The sequence below is a fragment of the Parafrankia sp. EAN1pec genome (assembly GCF_000018005.1).
GTDB lineage: Bacteria > Actinomycetota > Actinomycetes > Frankiales > Frankiaceae > Parafrankia > Parafrankia soli.
Genome location: NC_009921.1, coordinates 5,102,686 through 5,128,208, shown reverse-complemented (window position 1 = coordinate 5,128,208; position 25,523 = coordinate 5,102,686). Strand labels below are relative to the sequence as shown.

Below are 25,523 nucleotides of genomic sequence, written 5' to 3'. Positions count from 1 at the left end.
GCGCGCGGCACCGTCCCGTCCCTCGGCCCGGCTGGCCGGCCGGGTCGGGGCGTCGACGGGGTGATGACACGCATGATCGTCCGGTCTCTCCTCGTCCCTGTGAGAACTGCGTTCTCCATGTCGATAATTAGATTTCCATGGAGAGGCTTCCGCGTCAACGTCACCGAGCGCAATCGTGACAACGGGTGCCCAAGGCGGGACGCAGGGGCGCGCCTCCCGCCGACCGGCAGTTCTCTGGAGCAGAGAAGTCGGCTTCCTCACTTGGAGAGGAGGATGCCACATCCTGCCCCAAACGGCGGCCTTCGGGCGTGACAGCAACGCGCCCGCGCCGCGGCCGCGGGGTGCGGTCGCGACACGGGCGCGGGGCAGATGCTGGGTCGAGGGTGAGCGGCGGCTCAGAAGCCCTGGACGAACAGGTTCAGGAGCCCTGGACGAACGGGTAGATCCGGGTGAAGTCGACGCCCGGCTCGGCCGCGGCGAACTCCTCCCACACCGACGACGTGACCGTGCCCAGCGACGTCGGCCCATCCAGCTCGCGCACCTCCTGGAGATAGAGGCGCAGGTCCTTCGCCATCAGCGAGTTCGCGAAGCCGGCCGAGTAGCGCTCGGTGAGCACCTGCCGGGGGAACTTCTCGGCGGTGGCGTTGTTCTGCCCGCTCGCCGTGTTCAGCACATCGAGCATCGTGCCCATGTCGAGGCCGGCCGAGGTGCCGAACGCGACCGCCTCGCTGGTCGCGGCGAGCGCGACGGCGGCCAGGAAGTTGTTGGCCAGCTTGAGGGCCTGGGCGAGGCCGGGCCGGTCACCGACCCGGCGCCGACGGTCGCTCAGCGCGGCCAGCACGGGCTCCACCCGGGCGCAGGCGTCGTCCGTGCCCGCGTACATCACCGTCAGGGTGCGGGCACGGGCGCCCGTGACACCGCCGGAGACCGGCGCGTCCACGTAGCCGATGCCGCTGGCGGCCAGCAGGTCGGTGATGCGCTGGGCCGCGCTCACCCCGATCGTCGAGGTGTCGACGACGTGGGTGACCCTGCGGTCGGCCGTCTCGGCGAGCCCGCGGGCCACCTTCTCCGAGATCACGCCGTCGGGCAGGCTGAGCACGACCACCTCGGCGTGCCGGGCGACGGCTGCCAGGTCGTCGAGATGGGTGGTTCCCTCCGGGGCGCGCTCGGGGCCCGCCGCGTCGTGGACGACAAGGTCGAGGCCGAACTGCGCGACGTTGGCCGCGAGCGCCCCGCCCATGTTCCCGAGGCCGACGAAGCCGACACTGGGGGCCGTCATGCGTCGTCGCGTTCCGCCCGCACGGCCTTGACCGCCCGCCGGGCCGAGATCGCGGCCGGCGCGCCGCAGTACGCCGCCACCTGGAACAGCAGCTCGTCGATCTCCGCGTCGCTGACCCCGGTGCGCGACGACGAGCTCGCGTGCAGGCGGAACTCCTCCATCCGGCCCAGCGCCGCGGTCATCGCCATGACCAGCAGGCTGCGGTCCCGGGTGGACAGCACGCCCTCCCTGGTCCAGACGCCCCACGCCATCGACGTGATGTGGTCCTGGAACTGCTGGCTGGTCTCGTCGGTGTCGCCGGTCGCGCGGTCGACGTAGGCGTCGCCCAGCATGGCTCGGCGCATGGCGTAGGCGGCGCGTAGCTGCTCGGTCTGTTCCATGGGTCCTCCCGATCCTCAGTAGAGCGACAGGCTGACGGTCTTCACCCGGGCGTACTCGTGCAGGGCCTCGATGCCCTTCTCCCGGCCGTAACCGCTGGCCTTGTAGCCCCCGAACGGCGTCTCGACCGTGAGCGGGCCGCCGTTCACGGCAACCTGGCCGGCCTCGATCCGCTCCGCCAGCCGCAGGCCGCGTGCGACGTCCCCGCTCCAGACGCTGCCGACGAGGCCGTACTCGCTGTCGTTGGCGAGCGCGAGGGCCTCGTCCTCGCCCTCGAACGGCAGTGTCACCAGGACCGGGCCGAAGACCTCCTCGCGGGCCACCGGCAGGTGCGGCGCCACCCCGGCGTAGACGGTGGGCCGGATGTACAGGCCCTTCGCGCCCGGGCCGTCGGCGTAGGCGGCGCCCCCGGTGGCCGGCCGCAGCCCGGACGCCAGCGTCCGTGCGAAGAAGTCCAGCACCTTCCGGTACTGCGCCTCGGTGATGATCGGGCCGAAGTCCACGCCCGGGGCGAGCCGTTCCACCGCCGCGACCACCCGGGCGACCAGCTCGTCGTGCACGGACGCCTCGACGAGCAGCCGGGTCGTCGCCGAGCACACCTGCCCGGAGTTGGTCGCGACGGTCGAGACCGCGGCGGCGGCCGCCCGGTCCAGGTCGGCGTCCGCGAAGACCACCAGGGGAGACTTGCCGCCGAGCTCGAGGGTCGCCGGCACGAGCCGGTCGGCCGCGATCCGGGCCAGGTGCCGCCCGGTGGCGACCGAGCCGGTGAAGGTGACGCGCCCGACCCGCGGGTCGGCGGCCAGCGGGGTCCCGACTTCGGGTCCGGTTCCGGCCACGACGTTGAACAGGCCGTCCGGGAGCCCGGCCTCGCTCGCCAGCCGCGCGAGGCGGATGGTGGAGATCGACGTCAGCTCGGACGGCTTGACCACCACGGCGTTGCCCGCGGCCAGTGCCGGGGCCAGCGCCCGGCACGCCTGGTTCAGTGGCAGGTTCCACGGGGTGATCGCCGCGACGACCCCGTACGGCTCCAACCGGGTGTAGGTGTGGCTGCCCCCGCCCAGGTCGATCGTGCGCCCGTGGTGCGCGCGCACCACCCCGGCGTAGTACCGGAAGTAGGCGGCGGACTGCTCGACCTCGAACCGGAGCTGGGTGGCGATCTTGCCGGTGGCCACCCGCTCCAGCTCCATCAGCTCAGCCGCGTGCGCGTCGATGACGTCGGCGACCCGGTGGAGCAGCTCGCCGCGCTCCGCCCCCGACCGCCGCGCCCACTGCGGCTGGGCCGCCGCTGCGTCGGTGACGGCACGGTCGACGTCCACGGGGGAGCCGGCGGCGATCTCGTCACCGGGCTCGCGGGTCGAGGGGTCGAGCGTGGGCAGGTAGCTCCCGCCGGCCGGTGCCGCAGCCTTCCCGCCGATCCAGTGGTCGTGACGGACGGTCACGTCAGGTCACCTCCAGGGTGCGGCGGGCGGGCGCGGGGCGCGGCGGGCGCACCGTCACAGCCCGAGCGACTTCGCGATGATCGTCTTCATGATCTCGCTGGAACCGCCGTAGATCCGCCCGACCCGGGCGTCGGCCCAGGCCCGCGCCACCGGGTACTCGTTGATGTAGCCGTAGCCGCCGAAGAGCTGCAGGCAGGAGTCGATCACCCGGCCCTGCATCTCCGTGCAGTAGAGCTTGACCATCGCGGCGTCGGCCGGCGTCGCCTCGCCCGTCACGTGCGCGAGGAGCACCTGGTCCAGCAGTGCCTGGCCCGCCTCGACCTCGGTCGCGCACCCGGCCAGCACGAACTTGGTGTTCTGGAAGGTGTTGAGCGTCTTGCCGAACACCTTGCGGCCGTTGACGTAGGCGACGGTCTGCTCGACGATCGACGCGGCCGCGCCCTGGGCGTTGATCGCGATCGAGAGCCGCTCCTGCACAAGGTGCGAGGTCAGGTAGGTGAAACCCTGGCCCTCCTCGCCCAGCAGGTTCGCCACCGGGACGCGGACGTCGTCGAAGAAGATCTCGACGGCCTCCTGGATGTGCAGCCCGATCTTGTGCAGCGGGGCCCCGCGGCTGACACCCGGGAGGTCACCGGGGATCACCAGCAGCGACAGGCCCGCGTGGCGCTGGGTCGGGTCCGTCTTCACCGCGGTCAGGAAGAGATCAGCGTTCAGGCCACCGGTGATGAAGGTCTTGGACCCGTTGACGACGTAGTGGTCGCCGTCGAGGCGCGCGGTGGTGGTGAAGCCGGCCAGGTCCGATCCGGCGCCCGGCTCGGTCAGCGCCAGCGCGGCGACCAGCTCGCCGCTGGCCAGGCCCGGCAGCCAGCGCGTCTTCTGCTCCTCGTTGCCGTGATCCACGAAGTAGGGGACGGAGATGTCCGCGTGGATGCGCAGCGGGCCCAGCGCGTAGCCGGCCCGGGCGGCCTCCTCGGTGACGACGGCGTTGAACAGGAAGTCCGCCCCGCCGCCGCCGTACTCCTCGGGGATCCCCAGACCGAGGATTCCAACGTCCCCCGCCTTGTTGTAGAAGTCGCGCGGCGGTAGGCCGGCTTCCTCCCACTCGCGGTAGTGCGCCCCGATCTCCTTTTCGAAGAAGGTGCGGACGGCTGCCCGAAAAGCGTCGTGCTCGGGACCGTAGACCGTGCGTCGCATCCGGTCGCCCCTCTCCGGCCGAGGCGGGGTGTCCCGCCGACGTCGTCGTCTGAGTCACGGGCCCCGCGCATGACGGGCCCGTCGGGTTTCGTGTGCCTGGTCGTGTGCGTGCTGGATATCGCTTGCTTGTCGGATATCGGTTTCGTGCGCCGGGGACCGGCCGGCCCGCGGGACGGGCAGACCATGCTCAGGAGGAGGTGGAGGTGGGCGGCTGCGCCCCGGACCGGCCGGCGGGCCCGTGACCGGGACGCCGTCGGCCGACGTGGTGACGGGTCGACCACACTGCCCCGCCAGGCACCGCCGACCGTGGGAATGCCATCGATCCCACGGGCTCCGGTCGCCTCCAGGCCACCTCGGACGCGTCGGACGCAGCCGAGCCGCCTCGGTGGGATCGCCGGGAGCGGGTCGCCTCGAACTGCATCGTCTCAAGCTGGGGTGGTCCCGGGAGTTCGCGCGCGGCCACACGCGGCGCGAGACCGGGGCTTAACGTACCTTTGCTGCCCGGACGCAGTCCAGTGGGCGGCAGCGCCCGTCCCGTCTGGTACGTACCGCGAACAGCCGCGACGGCCGACCGATGGCGGACCGATGGCGGACCGATGGCGGAAGGTGCCAGTCCGGGTACGGGGGCGTCGCGGAGGCGGCCGGGAAGATCTTCCGGACCCGTTCGGGTGAGCGTGGCCCCGGCCCAGTGAGTCTCTGCTAACGTGAACCGTCGGCCAACGTGATCAGTTGCGTGCACGTGAACCGTCGTGTGTCGGGTGGCGTGCATGCCGTCTCCCTGACCGCGCTCGCGGGTGTCGTGGCGCATCCGACACCGCGGGTTTCTACCACCAGCCCCACCGGCGCGGCCGGTGGCCGCCCGGCTCGAGGGCGGTCGGGGGCGGGGCCGTCGCACTGATCGAACGCTGTGACCTGTTGTTACCTGCTGAACGGACGAGACCGTCGCCGGTGCGGGAGTGAGGGGTGGACAGGTTGGACAAGGTGGTTCCGAACGCGGAGCTCGCCGTGGCGGACATCCCCGACGGGGCCTCGCTGGCGGTGGGCGGATTCGGGCTCTGTGGCATCCCGAGTGGCCTCATCCGCGCGTTGCTCGCCGCCGGCCCCAAGGACCTCGAGACGGTCAGCAACAACTGCGGCGTGGACGACTGGGGCCTCGGCCTGCTGCTGCGGGCGGGGCGGATCCGGCGCACCACCGGCTCCTACGTCGGGGAGAACAAGGAGTTCGAGCGCCAGTTCCTCTCCGGTGAGCTCGAGGTCGAGCTCGTTCCGCAGGGCACCCTGGCCGAGCGGCTGCGCGCCGGCGGCGCCGGCATCCCGGCCTTCTACACCCCCGCGGGCGTCGGGACCCAGGTGGCCGAGGGCGGCCTGCCGTGGCTGTACGACGGCTCCGGCGGCATCGCGGTCGCCTCGCCGCCCAAGGAGACCCGGGTCTTCGACGACCGGACCTACGTCCTCGAGCGCGGCATAGTCTGCGACTTCGCCCTGGTCCATGCCTGGAAGGGCGACCGGCACGGCAACCTGGTCTACCGGGCGAGCGCCGCCAACTTCAACCCGCTGTGCGCGACGGCCGGGCGGGTCACCATCGCCGAAGTCGAGGAACTGGTCGAGCCCGGCGAGCTCGACCCGGCCCAGGTGCACACCCCGGGGATCTTCGTCCAGCGGGTCGTGCACGCGCCCGACACGGAGAAGCGGATCGAGAAGCGGACGGTGAGCTGAGATGGCCCTGACTCGTACCGAGCTCGCGGCCCGGGTCGCCCGCGAGCTCGAGAGCGGACAGTACGTGAACCTCGGTATCGGCCTGCCGACCCTGGTTCCGAACTACCTGCCCGACGGCGTGACCGTGGTCCTGCACAGCGAGAACGGCATCCTCGGCGTCGGCCCCTACCCGGCGGACGCCGCCGTCGACCCCGACCTGATCAACGCCGGCAAGGAGACCGTCACCGTCCTGCCCGGGGCGGCCTTCTTCGACTCGGCCACCTCGTTCGGGATGATCCGCGGCGGTCATGTCGACGTCGCGGTGCTCGGGGCGATGCAGGTCTCCCGGGTCGGCGACCTGGCGAACTGGATGATCCCCGGCAAGATGGTCAAGGGCATGGGCGGCGCGATGGACCTCGTGCACGGCGCCCGGCACGTGATCGTGATGATGGAGCACGTCGCCCGCGACGGCAGCCACAAGATCCTCGACGAGTGCACGCTGCCGCTGACCGGCCGCGCCTGCGCTCAGCGGATCATCACCGACCTCGCGGTCATCGACGTCGTGCCCGGCGGCGTCCTGGCTCTGCGCGAGACCGCGCCCGGCGTGACCGTCGACGACGTCCGCGCCGCCACCGGCACTGAGCTCACCGTGGACCTGGTCGCCGTCTAACCGGGCAGGTCACAGGCTCCGGTCACGGACTCCGTCCCGTGGCCGCCCGGATTCGCCCGGCGGCCGTCCTCAAGGCCAGGTGGCTGTGCCACCCGCGCACCCACCTGGCCGGATGGTTCTTCGTCGACCTCGGCTGAGGCGCGCATGGGTGCCGGCTGCCTCATCCGGCGAGCATCTTCGCGATCAGCTGGCGCGCGTGGTCCAGCCGGGTGATCTGCTCCTCCACCCGGGACAGCTCGCCGCGCAGCGTGGCGGAGAGCTCGGCACACGGGATGACTCGTGGTGTCGCGTCGACCGTACAGGGCAGCACCTGGCGGATCGTGGTGACCGACAACCCCGCGGCGAGCAGCGCGCGGATCCGGGCGACGGTCTGCACGGCGGAGTCGGGGAACTCCCGGTAGCCGTTCGAGCCCCGGTCGGCGGTGAGCGGACCGTTGTTCTCGTAGTGGCGCAGTGACCGGATGCTCGCGCCGGTGCGTTCGGCCAGCTCCCCGATCAGCATCCAGCCCGCCTCCTGCCCGTGACGGCGACGTCGTCTCCGACAGGCATATCGCCTCTGACAGGGGTTGACCCTGACGAATGTTGACCCTGACACTGATGTCAGACTTTACGTTACCCGCATGAACCTGGGCATCTTCACCGCGGTCACTGACGAACAGATCAGGCCGGCCCTGCTGGCGCGGGCGGTCGACTCGCCGCCCGACGTCATGATGACGTTGCAGCCGATGAACATCCAGTCGGCTGCCGCCGACCTGCTGCCTTCACGCGCCTGCAGTCCCGCATCCCGGCCGATCCCGAGCCTGTCCGATGGCCCGTTGCCGACGTGCTGCCGGCGGCGGCGCGGTCACTGCTGACCGCGCTGGAGTTGCATCCGCCGACGAGGCTGATCGTGATCGGTGGCGCCGGAAGCCTGGAGGTGCGCCCCGGGCTCCATCTGGTCGACGTCGAGGGCTTCGCCGAGTGTCTGCCCGAAACGCTCGGCGTCCCGTCGGAGACTGGGGACGGTCCGCCCACGGCTCTTCCGCGCGGCGCGGCTACGACTGTGGCCCGCGATCAGTGGGCCAGGGTCAGCGGGCCAGGACGACGCGGCCGAGCTGGAAGCCGGGCCGTCCGGGCAGCGCGAGGGCGCCGGACGGGGCGAGCGGCGAGAGGACGAGCTGCCGGTCGGCGTGCGGCCAGTCCGCCGGCTCCCGTCGGTTCCAGGTGTGGAACGCCAGCCACCAGGTTCCGTCAGCCGCGCGGAAGGGCTCCGCTCCACCTGGGCCGACTCCGGCGGTGCCGGTACGTAGCAGCGGGTCCGGCCGTGGCGTGCAGGGGCCGAGCGGGCCGGCGCAGTCCGCGGAGCCGGTCGCGTATTCGGGGCTGTGCCAGTCCCCGGCGGAATAGAGCAGCTCGTAGTGGTCGCCACGGGCCAGCATCGCCGGGCCTTCGACAACGCCGTGCTGCCATCCGAGGGTGGGCGTGAGCAGGCGGACCGGGGCGTCGAGCAGGGTGCCCCCGTCGGGGGAGAGGCGCTGAGCCCAGATCGCCGGGGTGGTGCCGGGCAGGATGCCCTCGCTCTTCCAGGTGAGGTAGCGGTCGGCGCCCACGGTGTACGGGCTCGGGTCGATGCTGCCGCCCTCGGACTCCTGGCAGATCAGCGGCGCGGCCGAGGTGTCGGCGAACGGGCCGGTCGGGCTGGCCGCGTGGGCCGTCGAGACACACTGGTGCCCGGTGGCGGCGACCCGGGTGGCGTAGTAGAGCACATACCCGTCGTCGACCCTGGCGACCGCGGGCGCCCAGGTGGTGAAGCCGGTGTCCTGCGCCCAGCCGGGCAGCCGCGGCAGCGCGTCGCCGGCCCGCGTCCAGGTTCGTAGCTCCGGATCGGTGCTGACGAGCACGGGGATGTTGGCGCCGTCCGCGTTGGTCCCGTAGGCGTAGCTGGTGGCGTCGGCGGCGAGCACGTAGGGGTCGGCGAGGTTCGATCCCCGGACGGCGACCACGCCGCGTTCGTCCGCCGGCGAGCCGGGCGATGAGCCGTCCGAGGGAGCGCCACCGGAACCACCCGGCGTGCCGCTCGCGCCACTCGTGCCGGTGCTCGGGACCGAGGCGGCGGACGGCGTCTGGGCGGAACCGCCCCGCGCGGCGATCGGTGCGGTGACCAGCACGGCGACGACCGCTCCGACGGCGATCAGGGCGCCGGCGGCCACGGCGGCCCGTCGTGGCGGTCGACCGCGCCGCCGCGTCGGCGGATCCGTCGGGGGGAGCGCGGGAGGCGGCGGGTGGGGCGCCGTGCCGGGACGGGGTTCGGTCGAAGTCGGCACGGCGGGCATCCTCCTGAGAACGGCGGGGGCGAAGCGGCACAGGGCGGCGGGACGGCGGCGAAGCGAGCTGCGGGATGGCGGAGTGGCCGGGTAGCGGAGTGGCCGGATGGCGGGCTGGTCCGGCGTCGTCCGCAGTCTTGATGCCGTTGATGTGGGCCTCATGTGAGCCGCCAGGCGCTCGGATCCGGGCGCCAGCGCCGGCAGCGCTCACGGCGGACGTGGAACATGCCTCAGCCGGCACGTCCACCCACGGATGGTGGCCATCTGTGTTGCCTGTGTTGTTGGTCGGGTGTTCAGCTTCCGGTCGACCGTGTGCTGAAGGCTTCGCCGGGGCGCGATTTCGTCGCTCTCCGTTGATCACTCTGGGGGAAGGAGTCGCTACGTTGCGTTGGAATTTGCGTGGGAGGGGGCGGCTCGTTGTTGCCGCCGTCCTGGCCATGGTCGCGCTCGCACTATTCGGTGTGCCGGCGGCGATGGCCGGGCCGACCGACGTGCGGATCAACGAGTCGGCCTGGGTAGCGCCGACTCGGTGCGGCTGTACCAGCCGGGCGGGACGACGCTGGTGGACTCGTACACCTGGACCTCGCATGCCACGACGACCTACGGGCGGTGCCCGGACGGCAGTGGCGCGTTCACCACGACCAGCGCGTCGACCCGGGGCACCGCCAACTCCTGTTCAGGTGGCGGTACGGCCGCGGCGTGGCCCGGTGGTACCGCGGTCACCGTCGCCGACGCCGCGAACGCGTTCGGCACCAACCTGAGCGGGCTGTCCTTCCAGAGCGCCAGCGTGCTCTGGGCGGTGAAGAACGGCCCCGGCACGCTCTACCGGCTCGTGCCCAGCGGCGTGACGTGGGGTTCCCGACACCTCCGGCGGCTGGACGTCCGGTAAGGCGCTGCACTACGCCAACGGGACCGGCGACCTCGACGCGGAAGGCGTGGTCGTCACCCCCGACGGCGTGATGGTCGCCACCGAACGCGACAACAACGGCAGCACCAGCCTGCCGAAGATCGCCCGGTTCGACGTGTCCTCCACGGCCACCGCGCTCAACGCGACCGCGGAGTGGGACCTCACCTCCGACCTGCCCGCGGTGGCGGCCAACAGCGGCCCCGAGGGCATCGCGTGGATCCCCGACTCGTTCCTCACCGCGCACGGCTTCCGGGACGAGCACACCAGCGCCGCGTACAACCCGGCCTCCTACCCCGGCCACGGCAGCGGCCTGTACTTCGTCGGCCTGGAGGCCAACGGCACGATCTACGCCTACGCCCTCGACCAGACCGGTGGCGGTTACACCCGGATCGCCACCGCGCCGAGCGGCTTCGCGGGCGTGATGGACCTCGAGTACGAGCCCAGCACCGGCCACCTGTGGGCGGCCTGCGACGACACCTGCCAGGGCCGCACCGCGACGCTCGACGTCAACGCCCAGGGCCAGCTCGCCGTCACGGCCGTCTACGAGCGGCCCACCGGAATGGCGAACTACAACAACGAGGGATTCGCCATCGCGCCGCAGGAGACCTGCGCGTCCGGGCTGAAGCCGGTCCTGTGGTCCGACGATGCCAACGACGCCAGCCACGCGCTGCGTGCCGGAACGCTCAACTGCTGAGGTCCCACGCAATGCTGAGGTCCTAAGCACTGCTGACATCCTGGGCCCCGGTGGCCGGGCGGTGGCCGGGCGGTGGCCGGGCGGTGGCCGGGCGGTGGCCGGGCGGTGGCCGGGCGGTGGCCGGGCGGTGGCCGGGCGGTGGTCGGGTGGTCCCGGGCCGCCCGACCACCGGGCAGCGTCGGGTCCGGGACGTCCACCGGCGTCCCCAGGATCGACAGACCGCCGGCTGTCATGCGCCGTCACCTCCACCGTCAGGATCGACTCGATCCCCGCGGCGCACACATCCACCGCGCCCGCCGCGGCGGCGGACGTCCCCCGGCCGGGCCCGGGTTCTACTGCCCGGCCGGCCCTTCCGCGGTGTCCCATGACGCCGGCCGGGCCAGGCCCGCCGGCAGGTGGGTCCGCCGGTCGCCGCGCGCGGAGTCCACCTGCTTCTGGGCCAGGCCGGTGGCGGCGGTGAGGTCGGCGCCGTCCAGTCGGGCGTTGGTGAGGTTCGCCCCGGAGAGGACGGCGTCGGCGAGGATCGCCTCGTCCAGGACGGCGTTCGTGAGGTCGGCGCCGCCGAGCTGGGCGCCGGTGAGATCGGCCCGGCCCAGCTGGGCGCCGGTGAGGGTCGCCCGGAAGAGCAGGGCGCCGGCAAGGGTCGCGTCGGCGAGCCGGGCGCCGGTGAGGTCCGCGTCGACAAGCTCGGCGTCGGTGAGGTTCGCCCGGCGCAGGTCGGCGCGGGCGAGATCGACGTCGTCCAGGCTGCCGCCGGTGAAGTCGACCCCGGCCAGCCGGGCGTCGGCCAGGGTGGCGTTGGTGAGCGTCAGGTGGGCGAGGCTGGGGGCACCGGGAAGATCCGCGTGGCCGGTGAGGCCGGTGAGCCCGGTCAGGTTGGTGCCGGTGAGGTCCGCGGGGTGCGGGAGCCGGGCGAGGACGCCGACGGCGGCGCGGATGTCGACGGCGGGCGGCCGGGACGGCCCGCGCCGCCCGGGCTTGGCGGACGGCGCGGCGGGTGCGGCGGGTGCCGGGGCGCGCCGGGGATCGGTGCTGAGGGTGCGGACGAAGGCGGCGAGGACCTCGACGACGGCCCGCCGGTCGGCGGGGCTGTCGGCGACGATCCGTTCGAGGGCGTAGATGCCGCCCAGGCGGATCGTGTCGCTGTCCGAGCCGAGCTGGTCGATCGCCCGGGTGTAGAGCTCGCGGACGTGGGTGTTCGCGTAGGCCTGCCGCTCGCGTTCGTCGGCCGCCTCGTTCGCCCGCCGGGTCTCGGTGTTGGCCACCCGGGTCTCGTCCAGGGCGACCAGGGCGCCGGCCACGGCGATGAGGGCCGAGGCCGCGGTCAGCAGGCCGCCCTGCAGGGCCGCCCGCGCGTCGGTGTCGCCTGGGTCCGGGTACATCCGCGGGGGGAGATGCCAGATCCCGACCGCGGCCGCCGCCGCGCCGGCCGCGGCCAGCCCGGCGACGATCCACAGCCAGCGCCGGCCCGCGGACCGTCGCGCGGCGCCGCTGGTGGCGACGCCGGCCGCGCCGCCGCAGGAGCAGGTTCCATGAGCGCCGGGGGCCACACCGGCGTTGTCGGTCATTTCCCGCCCCCCGTCCTCCGGCCGCTACCCGTTGTTCCCGTAGGGGCGGGTGAGGATCTCCATCCAGTGCCCGGACGGGTCGAGGAAGTACAGGCCGCGCCCGCCGTGGTTGTGGTTGATCTCGCCCTTCTGCCGCCCCTGCGGATCGGCGTAGAAGGTGATGCCGGCCTGCCTGATCCGGGCGAACGCCGCGTCGAACTCCTCGTCCGACACCAGGAACGCGTAGTGCTGCGTGGCGATGGACTCCGCCGCGGTGGCGGCGAAGTCGAGGGCCACGCCGTTGGCCGTGACGACCGGCAGGAACGGGCCCGTCCGCGGCCCGACCTCGAGACCCAGGATGTGGGCCAGGAACCGGGCGGACTCCTCGTCGTTGCGGGCGTGGACGATCGTGTGGTTCAGCTCGACGGACATGGGTGAACGCCTCCGTGCGACACCTCGCGGCGCCTCCATGCCTCACCCGGCCGGTGACCGGAACGCGGCGCCGCAGCCAAGATCCTATGAAGCTTTCCCGTGCCGCGCCGGGTATCCCGGCAGACCCGTGGCCGCCCGGCGGGGGCGGACGTGGACGGACCGCGCGCCGCGGGTACGACCGGTGTGTACCCCGCCGGTGGGGCCGTGTTGTCGGTGCTCGCGGCCACACTGTGAGAGACAGCCACACCGACCCGAGGACGGCGATGACCGCGGCAGTGAGCAGTAGCCCGCACGACCTGTCCGACCTGGGCGACGAGGCTGTCGCGCTGGTCCGCCGCTGGGTCGCCGAGGCGGCGTCCGAGCCGGTGGACCCGGCCGCCGCCCGGCTGGCCGCCGTCCTGCGGGAGCCGGGCGGGCTGGCGTTCACCGTGCGCTTCGTCGACGGGGTGATCCGTCCGGAGGACCCGCGGGTAGCGGCGCGCAACCTGGCCCGGCTCGCGCCGTCCGTGCCCGCCTTCCTGCCCTGGTACCTGCGCGGCGCGGTGCGGGCAGGGGGAGTAGCCGGGCCCGTGGTGCCGTGGGTCGTCGTCCCGGCCGCCCGGCGGGTGCTGCGCCGGATGGTCGGCCACCTCGTCGTCGATGCCACCGACCGCGGGCTCGGACGGGCCATCGAGCGGCTGCGCCGGCCCGGCGTCCAGCTGAACATGAACCTGCTGGGGGAGGCCGTCCTCGGTGAGCGGGAGGCCGCGCGCCGGCTGGCGGGCACGACGGCGCTGCTCGCCCGGGACGACGTCGACCACGTGTCGATCAAGGTGTCGGCGAGCGTCGCGCCGCACGCCGCCTGGGCCTTCGAGGAGACCGTGGCGCATGTCGTGGAGACGCTGACACCGCTGTTCGAGCAGGCCATGGCAGCGCGGCCGGCGGAGTCGCGGCCGGCCACGTTCGTCACGTTGGACATGGAGGAGTACCGCGACCTGGACCTGACGATCGAGGTGTTCACCACGCTGCTCGACCGGCCGGCCCTGCGGCGCCTGGCGGCCGGGATCGTCCTGCAGGCCTACCTGCCCGACGCGCTCGGCGCCCTTACCCGCCTGCAGGAGTGGAGCGCGTCCCGGCGGGCGGCCGGCGGTGCCCCGGTCACCGTACGGCTGGTGAAAGGCGCGAACCTGCCGATGGAACGGGCCGAGGCGTCCCTGCGTGGCTGGCCGCCGGCGCCGTACGACACCAAGCAGGACACCGACGCCAACTACAAACGGCTGCTGGACTACGCCCTGCATCCCGACCGGGTCGCCAACGTGCGCGTCGGGGTCGCCGGCCACAACCTGTTCGACCTGGCCTTCGCGTGGCTCCTCGCCGGCCGCCGCGGCGCCCGCGGCGGCCTCCGCTTCGAGATGCTGCTCGGGATGGCGCAGGCGCAGGCGCGGGTCGTCGCGCGTGAGGTGGGCGGCCTGCTCCTCTACACCCCGGTGGTGCGGCCGGCGGAGTTCGACGTCGCCATCGCCTACCTGGTCCGCCGGCTCGAGGAGGGCGCGAGCCGGGAGAACTTCATGTCGGCCATGTTCGACCTCGCCACCAACGAGACGCTGTTCGCCCGTGAGGAGAAGCGGTTCCGCGCCTCGCTGGCCGACGTCGACGACACCGTCCCGTCCCCGCGCCGCACCCAGAACCGCCTGCGCGCCACGCCTCCCATCGGCGCAGCGGGGCCGGCCGGGCCTGATGGCACAGGAGGCTTCCGGAACGCTCCGGACACCGACCCCTCCCTGGCGGCCAACCGGACGTGGGCGCGGCGCGTCCTGGCCCGGGCGCCGGCGTCCACGCTGGGCGTCGACCTCGTCGCGGTTACCACGATCCGCTCGGCGGACGAGCTGGACGCGGTGCTGGCACGCGCGGTCGCCGCTGGCCCGGGTTGGGCGGCGCTGGGTGGGGCGGGCCGCGCGGCCGTTCTACGCCGGGCCGCCGAGGTGCTCGAACAGCGGCGCGGCGAGCTGGTCGAGGTCATGGCCACCGAGACCGCGAAGACCTTCGACCAGGCCGATCCGGAGGTCTCGGAGGCCGTCGACTTCGCCCGCTACTACGCCGAGCGGGGTGCCGGGCTCGACGACGTCGACGGGGCGCTGCTCGCGCCGGTGCGCCTCACCGTGGTCACGCCGCCGTGGAACTTCCCGGTCGCGATCCCCGCCGGGTCCACCCTCGCCGCCCTCGCCGCCGGCTCGCCGGTGGTGATCAAGCCGGCCGGTCAGGCCCGTCGCTGCGGCGCCGTCCTGGTAAGGGCGCTGTGGGACGCCGGCATCCCCCGCGAGGTCCTCCAGCTCGTCAACGTGGACGAGGGCGACCTCGGCCGGGCGCTGGTCGGTGACCCTCGCGTCGATCGGGTCATCCTCACCGGCGCGTTCGAGACGGCGGAGCTGTTCCGGTCGTTCCGCCGCGACCTGCCGCTGCTCGCGGAGACGAGCGGCAAGAACGCGATCGTGGTGACGCCGAGCGCCGACCCCGACCTGGCCGTGCGCGACGTCGTTGCCTCCGCGTTCGGCCACGCCGGCCAGAAGTGCTCGGCGGCGTCGCTGCTCATCCTCGTCGGCTCTGCGGCGGCGTCCCGCCGGCTGCGCGACCAGCTCGTCGACGCGGTCCGCTCGCTGGTCGTGGGGGAGTCGGCCGAGCCGCGGACCCAGCTCGGGCCGCTCATCGAACCGGCTTCGGGCAAGCTGCTGCGCGCGCTGACCGAGCTCGGCCCGGGCGAGCGCTGGCTCGTCGAGCCGCGGCGCCTCGACGAACAGGGCCGGCTGTGGTCGCCCGGAGTGCGTGCGGGGGTGTCCCGCGGGTCGGAGTTCCACCGGACGGAGTACTTCGGCCCGGTCCTGGGGATCATGCCGGCGGCCGATCTCGCTGAGGCCGTGGAGATCCAGAACGAGGTCGACTTCGGCCTCACCGCGGGCCTGCACTCGCTCGACGCGGCGGAGCTCGACTACTGGCTGCGCCACGTCCAGGCGGGCAACCTCTACGTGAACCGCGGCATCACCGGCGCGATCGTGGGCCGCCAGCCGTTCGGCGGCTGGAAGCGCTCGGCGGTGGGCCCGGGAACCAAGGCGGGCGGCCCGACCTACCTCTACGCCCTCGCTGACTGGACCAGCAGACCCAGCTCCGCGACGGCCGAGCTCGGACCGACCGCCCGCCGCCTGCTCGCCGTCGTCGCTGAAAGTGACTGTGTAGGAGAGTTCGGCGACGGTGCCTCCGTTGGTGGCGCCTCCGCTAGTGATGCCTCCGCCGGCGGCGCGTCCGCTGGCGGTGCCGCGCCTGGCGGAGGCGCCGGTGGTGGGGTCGGCGCGGTCGCGGATCTCGCTGGGCTGGAACGGGCGCTGCGCAGCGACGCGGCCGCCTGGGCCGGCGGGTACGGCGCCGCCCGCGAGCTCGCCGGGCTGTCCGCCGAGCGCAACATGCTGCGCTACCAGCCCGTTCCGGTCGAGATCCGCTTCGCGGGCGGCGGGATCCACCAGCTCGTCCGCGTGGTCGCGGCCGGGCTGCTGGCCGGCTCGCCGTTGCGGGTGAGCTCCGCGGTCGAGCTCCCGCGGTGGCTACGCGCGGAGCTCGCCGGGCTGGCGGTCGGTAACAGCTGCCAGTCCGACGACGAGTGGCTCGCTGACCTGGCCCGACGCCCGGCGAGCCGGGCCGGGCTGCGGGTTCGGCTGATCGGCGGGGACGCCGGCGCGCTGACGGCCGCGGTCGGTGACCGCCTGGAGATCGCCGTCCACGCGCGGCCGGTGACCGAGTCCGGGCGGCTGGAGTTGCTGCCGTTCCTGCGCGAGCAGGCGGTCAGCATCACCGCCCACCGCTTCGGTACCCCGGACGGCCTCTCCGACGGCCTCCTCTGACAACCCGCGCCAACGCCGTGCGCTGAGAGTGGGGGCTCTGACCTGCCGGTGTGTCGCGTCGGCCGATCCGGCCAATGCGCCTCTTTCGACCATTTCCTAGGTTAGGCTTACCTAAATTTCGGCGTTCGTGGGGCGGGAAGACCCGCGGTCCAGCTCCGCTCCCATCCTCGCTGAGCGTGCGCCGTGACGCAGCCGATCGAGGAGCTGAACGTGGCCACTCTGCGTGAGTCCATTCGTGCCGCGTCCGCGCGGCGGGCCGGCCGCATGATCCAGTGTGAGGTGGCGGTCGAGGCCGTCGCCGTGGTCTCGCCGTCCTTCCGTCGGGTGACGGTGCGCGGCGACGGGCTGTCGGCCTACATCGACCCGCTGCCCGCCGACGCCTTCCGGCTCTTCCTCCACCCGCCCGCCGCAGCCGGCACCGGCTCCGGGGCCGACGCGGGCGCGGCCGGGCCGGATGATCGGGCCGAACTGTCGAGGGCCTTCACGGTGCGCACGTTCGACCCGGCGGCGAACCGGCTCACCTTCGACGTGCACCGGCACGGCTCCGGGTTCGCCGCCGGCTGGCTCGACCGCCTGCGGCCCGGCGACACCGCGGACCTCCTCGGGATGCGGGTCGAGTTCGCCCCGCCGGAAGCCGGCGCGCCAGCGCGGACCAGCACCGCGATCCTCGTCGCCGACGGTAGCGGGCTTCCGGCGGTCGCGGCCATCCTCGCCGCACTGCCCGCCGGGCAGCCGGCAGTGGTTCTCCTCAGTGGTCTCGTCGAGCAGGATCTCGGGCTTCTGCCGGAACGCCCGGGCGACGACCTGCGCCTGGTGCCCGCCGGCGGGCTGCCGGCCGCGGTGCGGGCCCTGACCAGGCCGGACGGTGGCGCGCTGGCCTTCGTCGCGGCGGAGGCGAGCGAGGTCCGGGTGATCCGCCGCCTGCTTGCGGAGGATCTCGGCGTGCCGCGCGGTGACCTGCGGGCCTCCGCCTACTGGAGGGCCGGTGAGACCATGGAGGAGGCCGACGCCGCCGCGGAGCTCCGGTACGCCGAGGCGGCGGCGCAGGGCCGCGACCTCTCCGACCCCGCCGTGCTCGAGGAACTGGCACTCGCGTAGCGCGCCGCCCAGCCGCACCGGCCACCGGCCCGGTTCACCGCCCCGGCGGGTGGGCGCCGGGTCGCGCAGGTCGCAAACGGTGGCACGGCGCACCTCCGGGCGGCGACAGTGGATGGCCGGGACGAGCGGCAATGCACGGTGCCACATGCCTCTGCGTAATGATCAGTGGCGCGGGACGGGCAGGGCATACCTTGATACGACACGAAGTAGTAGACGTGAAGCGGAGTATCGGTGACTGATTCGGTGATCATCTACACCCAGACGGACGAGGCGCCGGCGCTGGCGACGTACTCGTTCCTGCCGGTGGTGCAGGCGTACGCGTCGACGGCCGGGGTCGGCGTTGTCAGCCGCGACATTTCCCTGGCCGGGCGGATCATCGCCAGCTTCCCGGAGCACCTCGAGCCGTCCCAGCGCATCGACGACGCGCTCGCCGAGCTCGGCGACCTGGCCCGCACGCCTGAGGCGAACATCATCAAGCTGCCGAACATCTCGGCGTCCATCCCGCAGCTGCGGGCCGCCGTCGTCGAGCTGCAGAAGCAGGGCTACGCGCTGCCGGACTACCCCGACGACCCGAAGACCGACGAGGAGCGGGAGATCCGCGCCCGTTACGACAAGGTCAAGGGCAGCGCCGTCAACCCCGTGCTGCGCGAGGGCAACTCCGACCGCCGCGCGCCGGCGTCGGTGAAGAGCTACGCCAAGGCCCACCCGCACCGCATGGGCGCCTGGAGCGTCGAGTCGAAGACGAACGTCGCCACCATGAGCGCCGACGACTTCCGTTCGACCGAGAAGTCCGCGGTGATCGCCGCGGACGGCTCCCTGCGTATCGAGCTGGTCGGCGACGACGGCACCACGTCCGTCCTGCGCGAGTCGGTACCGGTGCTCGCCAGCGAAGTCGTCGACGTCTCGGTCATGCGGGTCGGCGCGCTGCGCGAGTTCCTCACCGAGCAGGTGGCCCGGGCGAAGGCCGAGGGCGTGCTGTTCTCGGTGCACCTGAAGGCCACGATGATGAAGGTCTCCGACCCGATCATCTTCGGCCACGTCGTGCGTGCGTTCTTCCCCGAGACGTTCGCCCGCCACGGCGCGGCGCTCGCGGCGGCCGGCCTGACCCCGAACGAGGGCCTCGGCGGCATCTTCAAGGGGCTGGAGGCGCTGCCCGAGGGCGCCGAGATCAAGGCCTCCTTCGAGGCCGAGCTCGCCGCCGGGCCGCCGCTGGCCATGGTCGACTCCGACCGGGGCATCACGAACCTGCACGTGCCCAGCGACGTCATCGTCGACGCGTCCATGCCGGCGATGATCCGCACCTCCGGCCACATGTGGGGGCCGGACGGTGCCGAGGCGGACACCCTCGCCGTCCTGCCCGACAGCAGCTACGCCGGCATCTACCAGGCCGTCATCGACGACTGCCGCGCGCACGGCGCCTACGACCCGGCGACGATGGGCTCGGTGCCCAACGTCGGCCTGATGGCGCAGAAGGCCGAGGAGTACGGCAGCCACGACAAGACCTTCGAGATCCCGACGACCGGCACCGTGCGGCTCGTCGACGGAGCGGGCACGGCGGTCCTCGAGCTGACCGTGAGCGCGGGTGACATCTTCCGCGCCTGCCAGACCAAGGACGCCCCGATCCGCGACTGGGTGAAGCTCGCCGTCACCCGGGCCTGCGCCACCGGCAACCCGGCCGTGTTCTGGCTTGACGAGACCCGCGCGCACGACGCCCAGCTCATCACCAAGGTCCGGACCTACCTGGCCGACCACGACACCACCGGGCTGCAGATCGAGATCAAGGCCCCGGTCGACGCGATCACCTTCTCGCTGGAGCGGATCCGCCGCGGCGAGGACACCATCTCGGTGACCGGCAACGTGCTGCGTGACTACCTGACCGACCTGTTCCCGATCCTGGAGCTCGGCACGAGCGCAAAGATGCTCTCGGTCGTCCCGCTGATGAACGGCGGCGGCCTGTTCGAGACCGGTGCCGGCGGGTCGGCGCCCAAGCACGTCCAGCAGCTCGTCAAGGAGAACTACCTGCGCTGGGACAGCCTGGGTGAGTTCCTGGCGCTGGCGGTGAGCTTCGAGCACCTCGCGCAGCGCACCGGCAACGCCCGCGCCCAGGTGCTGGCCGACACCCTCGACCGGGCGACCGCGACCTTCCTCAACGAGGACAAGTCGCCCACCCGCCGGGTCGGCGGCATCGACAACCGGGGCAGCCACTTCTACCTGGCCCTGTACTGGGCCCAGGAACTCGCGGCGCAGACCGACGACGCCGCGCTCGCGCAGGCGTTCACCAGCCTGGCCGAGAGCCTCGCGGCCCAGGAGAAGACCATCGTCGACGAGCTGCTCGCCGTGCAGGGCTCGCCGGCCGACATCGGCGGCTACTACCAGCCCGACCCGGCCAAGGCCGCGGCCGTGATGCGCCCGTCGAAGACCTTCAACGAGGCCATCGCGACGCTTGCCTGACCTGCCGGCCTGACCACGTGTCAGGAGCGGGACGTCAGGAGAACGTGGGTCAAGGGAAAGGGCCCGGGCTCCGCACGGGCCCTTTCCCTGATCGTTCCGACCTCCCGCGTGCGGGCTCGCCGCCGGACGGCTTCCGCCGGTGCGAAGCGGCCGCCGCCGGCGCGGGGCGGTTGTCGTCCGCGCGGGCCGCTAGCGGCCGAGCGCGTCCTCGAGAACCTCGTGCCGGTGGTGCAGGCCGGGCTCGTTGCGCCCGAAGACGAGGTCCGCGCGCGCGCCCGAGGCCATGCTCGCCTGCACCTGGGCCGCCAGCGCGTAGTCCTCGTCGCGGACGGCGTTGTGCGCGTAGTCGAAGATCGTCTCCGCGGTCTCCCGGGTCGCCTCGTCGGTGAGGTCCATCGGGGACGCGTTCTGGTGGTAGGTGACCGAATGGCCCGGGCGCTCGCCCGGGTACACCCGGAACACCTCGCCGTTCGCGACCGTCACGGACAGGACGATGTTGGGGAACAGGGCGTAGATCAACACGAAGTTGTTCAGCGGCTCCCACTCCTCCTCCGGCTTGTCCGCCAGGTCGGTGATGTGGTTCATCGGGAAGACCAGGCGGTGGTGCGGCCCGTAGGAGTCGAACAGCGCGCAGTTGCTCTTGTTGATCAGCGCGAACGTGTCCCGGTGCACCGACGCGAAGTGGTAGCTCTCGGCGAACGTGTCGAGCGCGAGCTTCCAGTTGACCGGTGAGTCGATGACCTTCTCGCCCACCGGCGCCCACGACCCGATGTTCCAGGACGCCAGCTCCGGGCCCAGCTCGCCCAGGTGTGCGTCGATGTCGAGCGGCCCGGCGGCCGGGTCCAGCCCGACCCACAGGAACCCCGCGTTCTCGGCGGCGGGCAGCTCGTTGAGCCGCGCCTGACCGTTGAGTGTCGCGGGGAAGCCCTCCCGCCCCGGACCGCCGACGAACTCGCCGCGCGCGTCGTACGTCCACGCATGCCAGGGGCAGGTGAACCGCTGCGCCACGCCGCAGCCCTGGGCGACCTGAGCCTGCCGATGGGCGCACACGTTCTGGAAAGCGCGCACCGTTCCGTCATCGCCGCGAGTCAACAGCACGGGGACGTCCATCACGGTCTTTGTGCAGTAGGTTCCGGCGTCGGGCAGTTCGGAGCTGTAGCCCACGAGCTGCGGTGAACGCCGGACGACTTCACGTTCCAGTTCGAAACGTTCCCGGCTGGTATAGGCCGTCGCCGCCACGCCGCCTTCCGTCGGCGTCATGTCAGTTGTATTGTCGGTCGCTATTTTCAGCGCCCGTCGCGTGAGGTCGACGAGCTCGTGGCGGTCGATGTGAGCCCTCCCAATTCGATGACGGCATCATCCCGCGCGCGGGGCGGCGGGATGGGATCAGGTAGGCAGAATTGTATGTGCTCACCACCAACGGTCTTTACTCGGGCTAAGTCACCATCCCGACAGGAAGGGGTGCACTGCCGTGCGTCACGGCCAGGTGCGGCGAAAGTGGCCGGCGCGGGCCCGGTGCCGGCAGCCGGGCACCTGGGTGGGGGTGACCCCGCCGGAGGTGATTGCTCCGTCGTGCCAGGCACTCCTGCCCCCGGGTGTCCCGTTGAGCGGGACGTCGGCCGGTGTGCCGGGCGGGTCCGCCGCCGCGGGGAGGGCTGGGGTGGCGGCGTCCCGACGGCCGCCGACGGGCCGCCCCGCCGGCCCTGACGGACGGCCCGGCCCGCCCCCGAGGCGGGGGAGAAACGCGGCCCCGCCCGTGGCGGGCATTCTCGATGGGATTCGGCGTGCCGTGACGTGGGTCACGACAATCGGCGGTGAGTGACCCGCGCCACCTCGGGGTGTCGGTTCCCCGACGCTTCCGTCGGGGTTGTGTCCCACAGCATAGACGTGGCCCACATTGTGGTGCGCCTGACCCCCGAAGGTGCGGCCGAGGTCACGTCCTCGGTATGGATTATCGCGCCGTCGCAGCGGCATTATTAATAGCGACGGCCGAAATCCAGCCGCCACTGAGGATGCTTCAGGGGGATTGACGTGAACCTCACCAGCTCCGACCGTCCGGGCCTCTACCAGAAGCTTGCCGCCCGCCGTGCCGTCCGCCGTATGCGCCACGAGTTCGATCTCGTCATCAGCTCGACCGAGACGCCCGCGGCGCGGCAGGAGATCCAGGCGATCTACACCCGGCACAACGCGGCCAGCGGCCCGTCGGTCGTCCCCGGCCAGCGCAAGGTGGATGACTCCGAGGTCAGTGCCGACGCGACCGAGCGCGACTGACCAGGTAGCCACGCACCAGCTCCGACCACCCACTCCCCACCACCAACCCTGGACGGCCCGTCGCCGCGTGAGCCGGCGGTCCGTCCTCGGGCCCCCGGCGCCTCAGCCGCGGCCGTGCAGGGCGGCGCGGAGGGCGGCCACCGTCTCGGGTGAGGCGGCGCGCCGCCTGGGCGCCGGCTCGGGGGCCGAGCCGGCGACGACCTGCAGCCGAGACGGGACACCGGCGGAACGCAGCGCGTCGGCGTAGGCGACTCCCTGTTCGCGCAGGCGGTCCCGCTCCTGGACGCAGACGTACGCCGGCGGCAGCCCACGCAGGTCCTCGGCCCGCGCAGGCGCCGCGTACAGCGGTACGCCGTCGGTTCCCGCCCGGCCCTCACCGAGGTACGCGTCCCAGTGCACGGCGGTGTCGGCTCGCCGCGCCGCGCCGACGGAGCCGCCGTCCGCCCCGGCGCTGTCTGTTCCGGCACCGGTCGTTCCGGGACGGTGCTCGCGGCCGCCGCCGAGCGCGTCGCCAAGGCCTACGGGGGCCGCCGCCAGGCTCGGCACCGCCCGCCGGTCGTCGAGCTCGGGGAAGTCCAGGCACTGGAAGCACAGCGCGGGCCCGCCCCGGTCACGGGTGAGCAGCGCCAGCGCCGCGGCCAGGCCCCCGCCGGCGTGCGCCCCGTGCACGGCGATCCGGTTCGGATCGACGCCGAGCCGGTCGGCGCGGGCCGCCATCCAGCACAGGGCCGCGTAGCAGTCCTCGAGCGCGGACGGATAGGGATGCTCGGGGGCCAGCCGGTAGTCCACCGCGACGACGACGGCACCGACGGCCCGGCTCAGCCCGATGTTGGCGCGGTGCTCCGTCCCGAGGCCGCCCGCGACGAAGCCGCCGCCGGGCAGGTGCAGGACGGCCGGGGTGGGTCGGGCGACACCGACCGGCGTGTAGATCCGCACCGCCACGTCGGGGGCGTCCAGTGGGCCGGGTACGCAGGTGTCGGTGATGTTGACCCCGGTCAGGTCGATCTCACGCGTGGCGGCGAGCATCAACTCGGCCGCGCGGGCGCGGGTCGCGGTGATGTCGTCGACGGTGACGTGCGGCGTGATCTCGACCAGCGAGGCGAGTTCGGGATCGAAGCGGTACGGCATCGCATCCTCCAGCACACGTGTCGGGCACTCGCGGTCTGACGCGCCCCCCGCTCGTCCAAACCACGCCCAATGTTCACCCCTGGAAGCCCCTCAGGATGCCCTTAGAGCCGTTGTTCTGACGGATCGGCATTCCGCGCACCGCCCGGACGGACATCTTCAGGTGGTGCGTGCCGTGCTGCGCGTAACTGGTCGCCGAGGGCCTGGTCGCGGCTGGGCCGCCGGGTGGGCACTACTCAGCCGTGCCGGCGGGGCACGGTGGGCCACCCGTGGTGCTCCGTGCTCGGATCGATCTTCACCCGGCCGGGGTCGACCTTTAGTCCAGGGTTCCCACGTACTGCCGGAACATCGGATGCACGGCGAAGGTCGAGACACCCCTGGTCGAGGTGAGGGAGTCAGAGCGATCGCTCCCCGCCCACGATGCGGACAGCACTGAGTGGTCGCGGATGAAACCCACGTTCCACAGTGTCTCCAGCAGATGGTCGGGATCCCGGTCGGCGATCCACTTCGTGGCCTCCCGGCTGGTCCGCACGGCTCCCGTCGCGATGTCCAGCAGCAGGAACTCGAGGTCGTCCCGGGCCCAGACCGCCGGGCGGCCGCGGAACGCCTCGAACACGCTGAGCAGGCCCGGGTGCTGGAACCGGTACTCGGCGGCGATGTCGCGGGTCCGCTCGCCGGAGTAGGTGGCTTCTACGGCGAGGATGTCGCGCCGCGCGATCCGCTGGCCACCGGCGGACCGGTTCTGACGCGCGTGTTCGAGCGCGTGGCTGCAGTACTGGATGATCTCGCGTGGGCGGCGCAGCGAGCGGTCGACGATGTAGCGGAACGACCAGCGCGGATCACGGAACACCGCCGCCCAGCACTCGTCGTCGCCCACACCGCTCAGCCCGGGCACGGTGTGCCGGATACGGCAGGCGATCAGCTGCCACAGGTGCGGCTCGTCCCACCGCACCACCTCGATCAGGTCGCGGAACTTCTGCGCGTCGTCGTAGAGGGCGGGAATGTTGTCGTAGAGCTCCTGGCGCAGCGACATGAAGACGTGCAGGTGCGGCGAGAGGTCGTTCAGCGACATACAGGCCTGGAAGAGACCGGCGACGAAGGCCTGCGCGTCCTCGCTCGCGTCCCAGCCGCGGTCCAGCTCGTCGACCAGGACGGTGACCCCCGAGCGCGCGCACAGGCGGCTCAACGGCTGGATCAGGTGTTCCAGCTCCTGGAGTTTGTAGAGGCGCTGGAGCTCCGTCGTGCGGATACCGGCTTCGAAGCTTCCCAGCTTCACCGACTCGATGCGGCGCAGATAGGAGACGAACGAGTCCAGCGGGGTGACCGACGCGCCGCGGTGGTTGTCGCGCAGGTAGGCGTATATCTGGCTCTCGGCGCCGCGTCTTATCCGGCCGTGCCGTTTCGTCAGCTCCTTCATGATGAGCACGAGCAGCAGGTATTTCCAGGCCACGGCGTACGCGCCGAGCTTGGCCCACGCGCCGTCGGCCTCGCGGGTCATCGCCCCGCTGAGGAATTCGTACGAGTAGTCCTCGGGTGCGAGCTCGATGACCGAGGCCCCGCGGTCGCGGTGCCGGCGGGCCATGGTCTTGAGGATCGCGCTCTTGCCGGCACCACGGTTCGCGACCAGGATCGTCTTCGTTCCGGTGTTCATGTTGCGGTACGCGGCCGACTCGATGAAGTAGGCGTCGAGCCCGCGCCTGATGTCGCGTTCGGCGGCCGGCGCACCGAAACTGAGGTGGCTGAAGTCGGGCACGCGGCCTCCCGTGCTTCCGTCGGTTCCCGCTACGAGAGCCTAGACGGGCGAGGGCCGCTTCAGTAGTGAAATATCCAGAGGGGCGACAATCGTGGACGGCTGCGGCACAGCGGCCGGGTGGAGACCGATGCCCGGGGGACGGCCCGGTCGTCGGGCTGGACGGGCTGGACGGGCTCTTGTGGGTGCCACGCCGCCACCGGACGTACTGGCCCGTCCGGTGGCCAGGACCAGGGTCTGCGGAAGCTTGTACGGTCCGTGCCCCGCTGTTATACAAGTGTTCAGCGGCGGGGCTGGTGGATCAAGAGTGCCCGGTGACGTGAGACGGAGCGGATGTCCCGCTCCCGGTGTCGGCCGGCGTCGAAGGTGCGGACGGCAGCGGGTCCGACACCCGTATCGGGGCGGCAGGGCGCTTCAACCGAGA

At 72.5% G+C, this 25,523-nt stretch carries 20 protein-coding genes; 9 read left to right on the top strand and 11 right to left on the bottom strand.

The annotated features are described in order from the left end of the window. Positions 1 to 418 precede the first annotated feature (418 nt). Genes FRANEAN1_RS20855 through FRANEAN1_RS20840 form a run of 4 tightly spaced genes read right to left on the bottom strand, consistent with a single transcriptional unit; the run spans position 419 to position 4,290 of the window. Positions 419 to 1,279, bottom strand: coding sequence for an NAD(P)-dependent oxidoreductase (locus tag FRANEAN1_RS20855; RefSeq protein WP_020461805.1), 861 nt, complete (start codon positions 1,277 to 1,279; stop codon positions 419 to 421). After that, positions 1,276 to 1,659 (bottom strand): carboxymuconolactone decarboxylase family protein, encoded by a 384-nt coding sequence (locus tag FRANEAN1_RS20850; RefSeq protein ID WP_020461804.1) that lies wholly within the window; start codon positions 1,657 to 1,659, stop codon positions 1,276 to 1,278. Before FRANEAN1_RS20850 ends, FRANEAN1_RS20855 begins: the two co-directional genes overlap by 4 nt. Positions 1,660 to 1,674: 15 nt before the next feature. Then, positions 1,675 to 3,096 (bottom strand): aldehyde dehydrogenase family protein, encoded by a 1,422-nt coding sequence (locus FRANEAN1_RS20845; RefSeq protein WP_020461803.1) that lies wholly within the window; start codon positions 3,094 to 3,096, stop codon positions 1,675 to 1,677. 54 nt (positions 3,097 to 3,150) lie between these two features. Beyond that, positions 3,151 to 4,290 carry an acyl-CoA dehydrogenase family protein gene (locus tag FRANEAN1_RS20840; RefSeq protein ID WP_020461802.1) on the bottom strand — a complete coding sequence of 380 codons (1,140 nt, stop codon included), beginning with the start codon at positions 4,288 to 4,290 and terminating at the stop codon, positions 3,151 to 3,153. A gap of 972 nt (positions 4,291 to 5,262) precedes the next feature. Between FRANEAN1_RS20840 and FRANEAN1_RS20835 the strand changes: the two genes are divergently transcribed. Together FRANEAN1_RS20835 and FRANEAN1_RS20830 are read left to right on the top strand one after the other, a co-directional pair. Continuing rightward, positions 5,263 to 6,006, top strand: coding sequence for a CoA transferase subunit A (locus FRANEAN1_RS20835; protein ID WP_041256240.1), 744 nt, complete (start codon positions 5,263 to 5,265; stop codon positions 6,004 to 6,006). 1 nt (position 6,007) lies between these two features. Next, positions 6,008 to 6,655 (top strand): CoA transferase subunit B, encoded by a 648-nt coding sequence (locus tag FRANEAN1_RS20830; RefSeq protein ID WP_020461800.1) that lies wholly within the window; start codon positions 6,008 to 6,010, stop codon positions 6,653 to 6,655. 160 nt (positions 6,656 to 6,815) lie between these two features. On the opposite strand, the gene FRANEAN1_RS20825 is transcribed toward FRANEAN1_RS20830, so the two are convergent. Beyond that, entirely contained in the window at positions 6,816 to 7,157 is a 342-nt protein-coding gene (locus FRANEAN1_RS20825) for a MerR family transcriptional regulator (RefSeq protein ID WP_020461799.1), read from the bottom strand. Between the two features lie 64 nt (positions 7,158 to 7,221). Here FRANEAN1_RS20825 and FRANEAN1_RS20820 point away from each other — a divergent pair, with 64 nt between their 5' ends. Further along, a complete protein-coding gene (locus tag FRANEAN1_RS20820) occupies positions 7,222 to 7,509 on the top strand; it encodes a hypothetical protein (protein WP_020461798.1) in 288 nt (95 codons plus the stop codon). 213 nt (positions 7,510 to 7,722) lie between these two features. On the opposite strand, the gene FRANEAN1_RS20815 is transcribed toward FRANEAN1_RS20820, so the two are convergent. Continuing rightward, positions 7,723 to 8,844, bottom strand: a complete 1,122-nt coding sequence (locus FRANEAN1_RS20815) for a glycoside hydrolase family 43 protein (RefSeq protein WP_063748353.1) — start codon at positions 8,842 to 8,844, stop codon at positions 7,723 to 7,725. Between the two features lie 643 nt (positions 8,845 to 9,487). Here FRANEAN1_RS20815 and FRANEAN1_RS43785 point away from each other — a divergent pair. Both FRANEAN1_RS43785 and FRANEAN1_RS43780 read left to right on the top strand, forming a co-directional pair. Beyond that, positions 9,488 to 9,847 carry a hypothetical protein gene (locus FRANEAN1_RS43785; protein ID WP_020461796.1) on the top strand — a complete coding sequence of 120 codons (360 nt, stop codon included), beginning with the start codon at positions 9,488 to 9,490 and terminating at the stop codon, positions 9,845 to 9,847. A 46-nt stretch (positions 9,848 to 9,893) separates the two neighbouring features. Further along, positions 9,894 to 10,559 (top strand): hypothetical protein, encoded by a 666-nt coding sequence (locus FRANEAN1_RS43780; RefSeq protein ID WP_020461795.1) that lies wholly within the window; start codon positions 9,894 to 9,896, stop codon positions 10,557 to 10,559. A 332-nt stretch (positions 10,560 to 10,891) separates the two neighbouring features. Here the strand turns inward: FRANEAN1_RS43780 and FRANEAN1_RS20805 are convergent, their stop codons facing one another. Together FRANEAN1_RS20805 and FRANEAN1_RS20800 are read right to left on the bottom strand one after the other, a co-directional pair. Further along, positions 10,892 to 12,127: a pentapeptide repeat-containing protein gene (locus FRANEAN1_RS20805; protein WP_020461794.1), complete on the bottom strand. Its 1,236-nt coding sequence runs from the start codon at positions 12,125 to 12,127 to the stop codon at positions 10,892 to 10,894. Positions 12,128 to 12,151: 24 nt separating this feature from the next. Then, on the bottom strand, positions 12,152 to 12,538 hold the full coding sequence (locus tag FRANEAN1_RS20800) for a VOC family protein (RefSeq protein WP_020461793.1): 387 nt from the start codon (positions 12,536 to 12,538) through the stop codon (positions 12,152 to 12,154). 263 nt (positions 12,539 to 12,801) lie between these two features. Between FRANEAN1_RS20800 and FRANEAN1_RS20795 the strand changes: the two genes are divergently transcribed. The 3 genes from FRANEAN1_RS20795 to FRANEAN1_RS20785 all read left to right on the top strand — a co-directional run bounded on the left by FRANEAN1_RS20795 (position 12,802) and on the right by FRANEAN1_RS20785 (position 19,953). Continuing rightward, positions 12,802 to 16,404 carry a bifunctional proline dehydrogenase/L-glutamate gamma-semialdehyde dehydrogenase gene (locus FRANEAN1_RS20795; protein ID WP_020461792.1) on the top strand — a complete coding sequence of 1,201 codons (3,603 nt, stop codon included), beginning with the start codon at positions 12,802 to 12,804 and terminating at the stop codon, positions 16,402 to 16,404. Between the two features lie 183 nt (positions 16,405 to 16,587). Then, entirely contained in the window at positions 16,588 to 17,502 is a 915-nt protein-coding gene (locus FRANEAN1_RS20790; protein WP_347176690.1) for a siderophore-interacting protein, read from the top strand. A gap of 231 nt (positions 17,503 to 17,733) precedes the next feature. Then, on the top strand, positions 17,734 to 19,953 hold the full coding sequence (locus FRANEAN1_RS20785; protein ID WP_020461790.1) for an NADP-dependent isocitrate dehydrogenase: 2,220 nt from the start codon (positions 17,734 to 17,736) through the stop codon (positions 19,951 to 19,953). 189 nt (positions 19,954 to 20,142) lie between these two features. Here the strand turns inward: FRANEAN1_RS20785 and FRANEAN1_RS20780 are convergent, their stop codons facing one another. Further along, on the bottom strand, positions 20,143 to 21,213 hold the full coding sequence (locus FRANEAN1_RS20780) for an SRPBCC family protein (RefSeq protein ID WP_020461789.1): 1,071 nt from the start codon (positions 21,211 to 21,213) through the stop codon (positions 20,143 to 20,145). 771 nt (positions 21,214 to 21,984) lie between these two features. Between FRANEAN1_RS20780 and FRANEAN1_RS20775 the strand changes: the two genes are divergently transcribed. After that, positions 21,985 to 22,224 carry a hypothetical protein gene (locus tag FRANEAN1_RS20775; protein ID WP_020461788.1) on the top strand — a complete coding sequence of 80 codons (240 nt, stop codon included), beginning with the start codon at positions 21,985 to 21,987 and terminating at the stop codon, positions 22,222 to 22,224. A gap of 102 nt (positions 22,225 to 22,326) precedes the next feature. Here the strand turns inward: FRANEAN1_RS20775 and FRANEAN1_RS20770 are convergent, their stop codons facing one another. Together FRANEAN1_RS20770 and FRANEAN1_RS20765 are read right to left on the bottom strand one after the other, a co-directional pair. Next, positions 22,327 to 23,352 carry an alpha/beta hydrolase fold domain-containing protein gene (locus tag FRANEAN1_RS20770; protein WP_020461787.1) on the bottom strand — a complete coding sequence of 342 codons (1,026 nt, stop codon included), beginning with the start codon at positions 23,350 to 23,352 and terminating at the stop codon, positions 22,327 to 22,329. 313 nt (positions 23,353 to 23,665) lie between these two features. Further along, positions 23,666 to 25,102 carry a hypothetical protein gene (locus FRANEAN1_RS20765; RefSeq protein WP_020461786.1) on the bottom strand — a complete coding sequence of 479 codons (1,437 nt, stop codon included), beginning with the start codon at positions 25,100 to 25,102 and terminating at the stop codon, positions 23,666 to 23,668. Positions 25,103 to 25,523 lie beyond the last annotated feature (421 nt).

What these genes read in the sequence shown, in the direction of transcription:
- FRANEAN1_RS20855 (WP_020461805.1), bottom strand. Translation starts at nt 1,279, where the DNA reads ATGACGGCCCCCAGTGTCGGCTTCGTCGGCCTCGGGAACATGGGCGGG.
- FRANEAN1_RS20850 (WP_020461804.1), bottom strand. Translation starts at nt 1,659, where the DNA reads ATGGAACAGACCGAGCAGCTACGCGCCGCCTACGCCATGCGCCGAGCC.
- FRANEAN1_RS20840 (WP_020461802.1), bottom strand. Translation starts at nt 4,290, where the DNA reads ATGCGACGCACGGTCTACGGTCCCGAGCACGACGCTTTTCGGGCAGCC.
- FRANEAN1_RS20830 (WP_020461800.1), top strand. Translation starts at nt 6,008, where the DNA reads ATGGCCCTGACTCGTACCGAGCTCGCGGCCCGGGTCGCCCGCGAGCTC.
- FRANEAN1_RS20825 (WP_020461799.1), bottom strand. Translation starts at nt 7,157, where the DNA reads ATGCTGATCGGGGAGCTGGCCGAACGCACCGGCGCGAGCATCCGGTCA.
- FRANEAN1_RS20805 (WP_020461794.1), bottom strand. Translation starts at nt 12,127, where the DNA reads ATGACCGACAACGCCGGTGTGGCCCCCGGCGCTCATGGAACCTGCTCC.
- FRANEAN1_RS20800 (WP_020461793.1), bottom strand. Translation starts at nt 12,538, where the DNA reads ATGTCCGTCGAGCTGAACCACACGATCGTCCACGCCCGCAACGACGAG.
- FRANEAN1_RS20795 (WP_020461792.1), top strand. Translation starts at nt 12,802, where the DNA reads ATGACCGCGGCAGTGAGCAGTAGCCCGCACGACCTGTCCGACCTGGGC.
- FRANEAN1_RS20780 (WP_020461789.1), bottom strand. Translation starts at nt 21,213, where the DNA reads ATGACGCCGACGGAAGGCGGCGTGGCGGCGACGGCCTATACCAGCCGG.
- FRANEAN1_RS20770 (WP_020461787.1), bottom strand. Translation starts at nt 23,352, where the DNA reads ATGCCGTACCGCTTCGATCCCGAACTCGCCTCGCTGGTCGAGATCACG.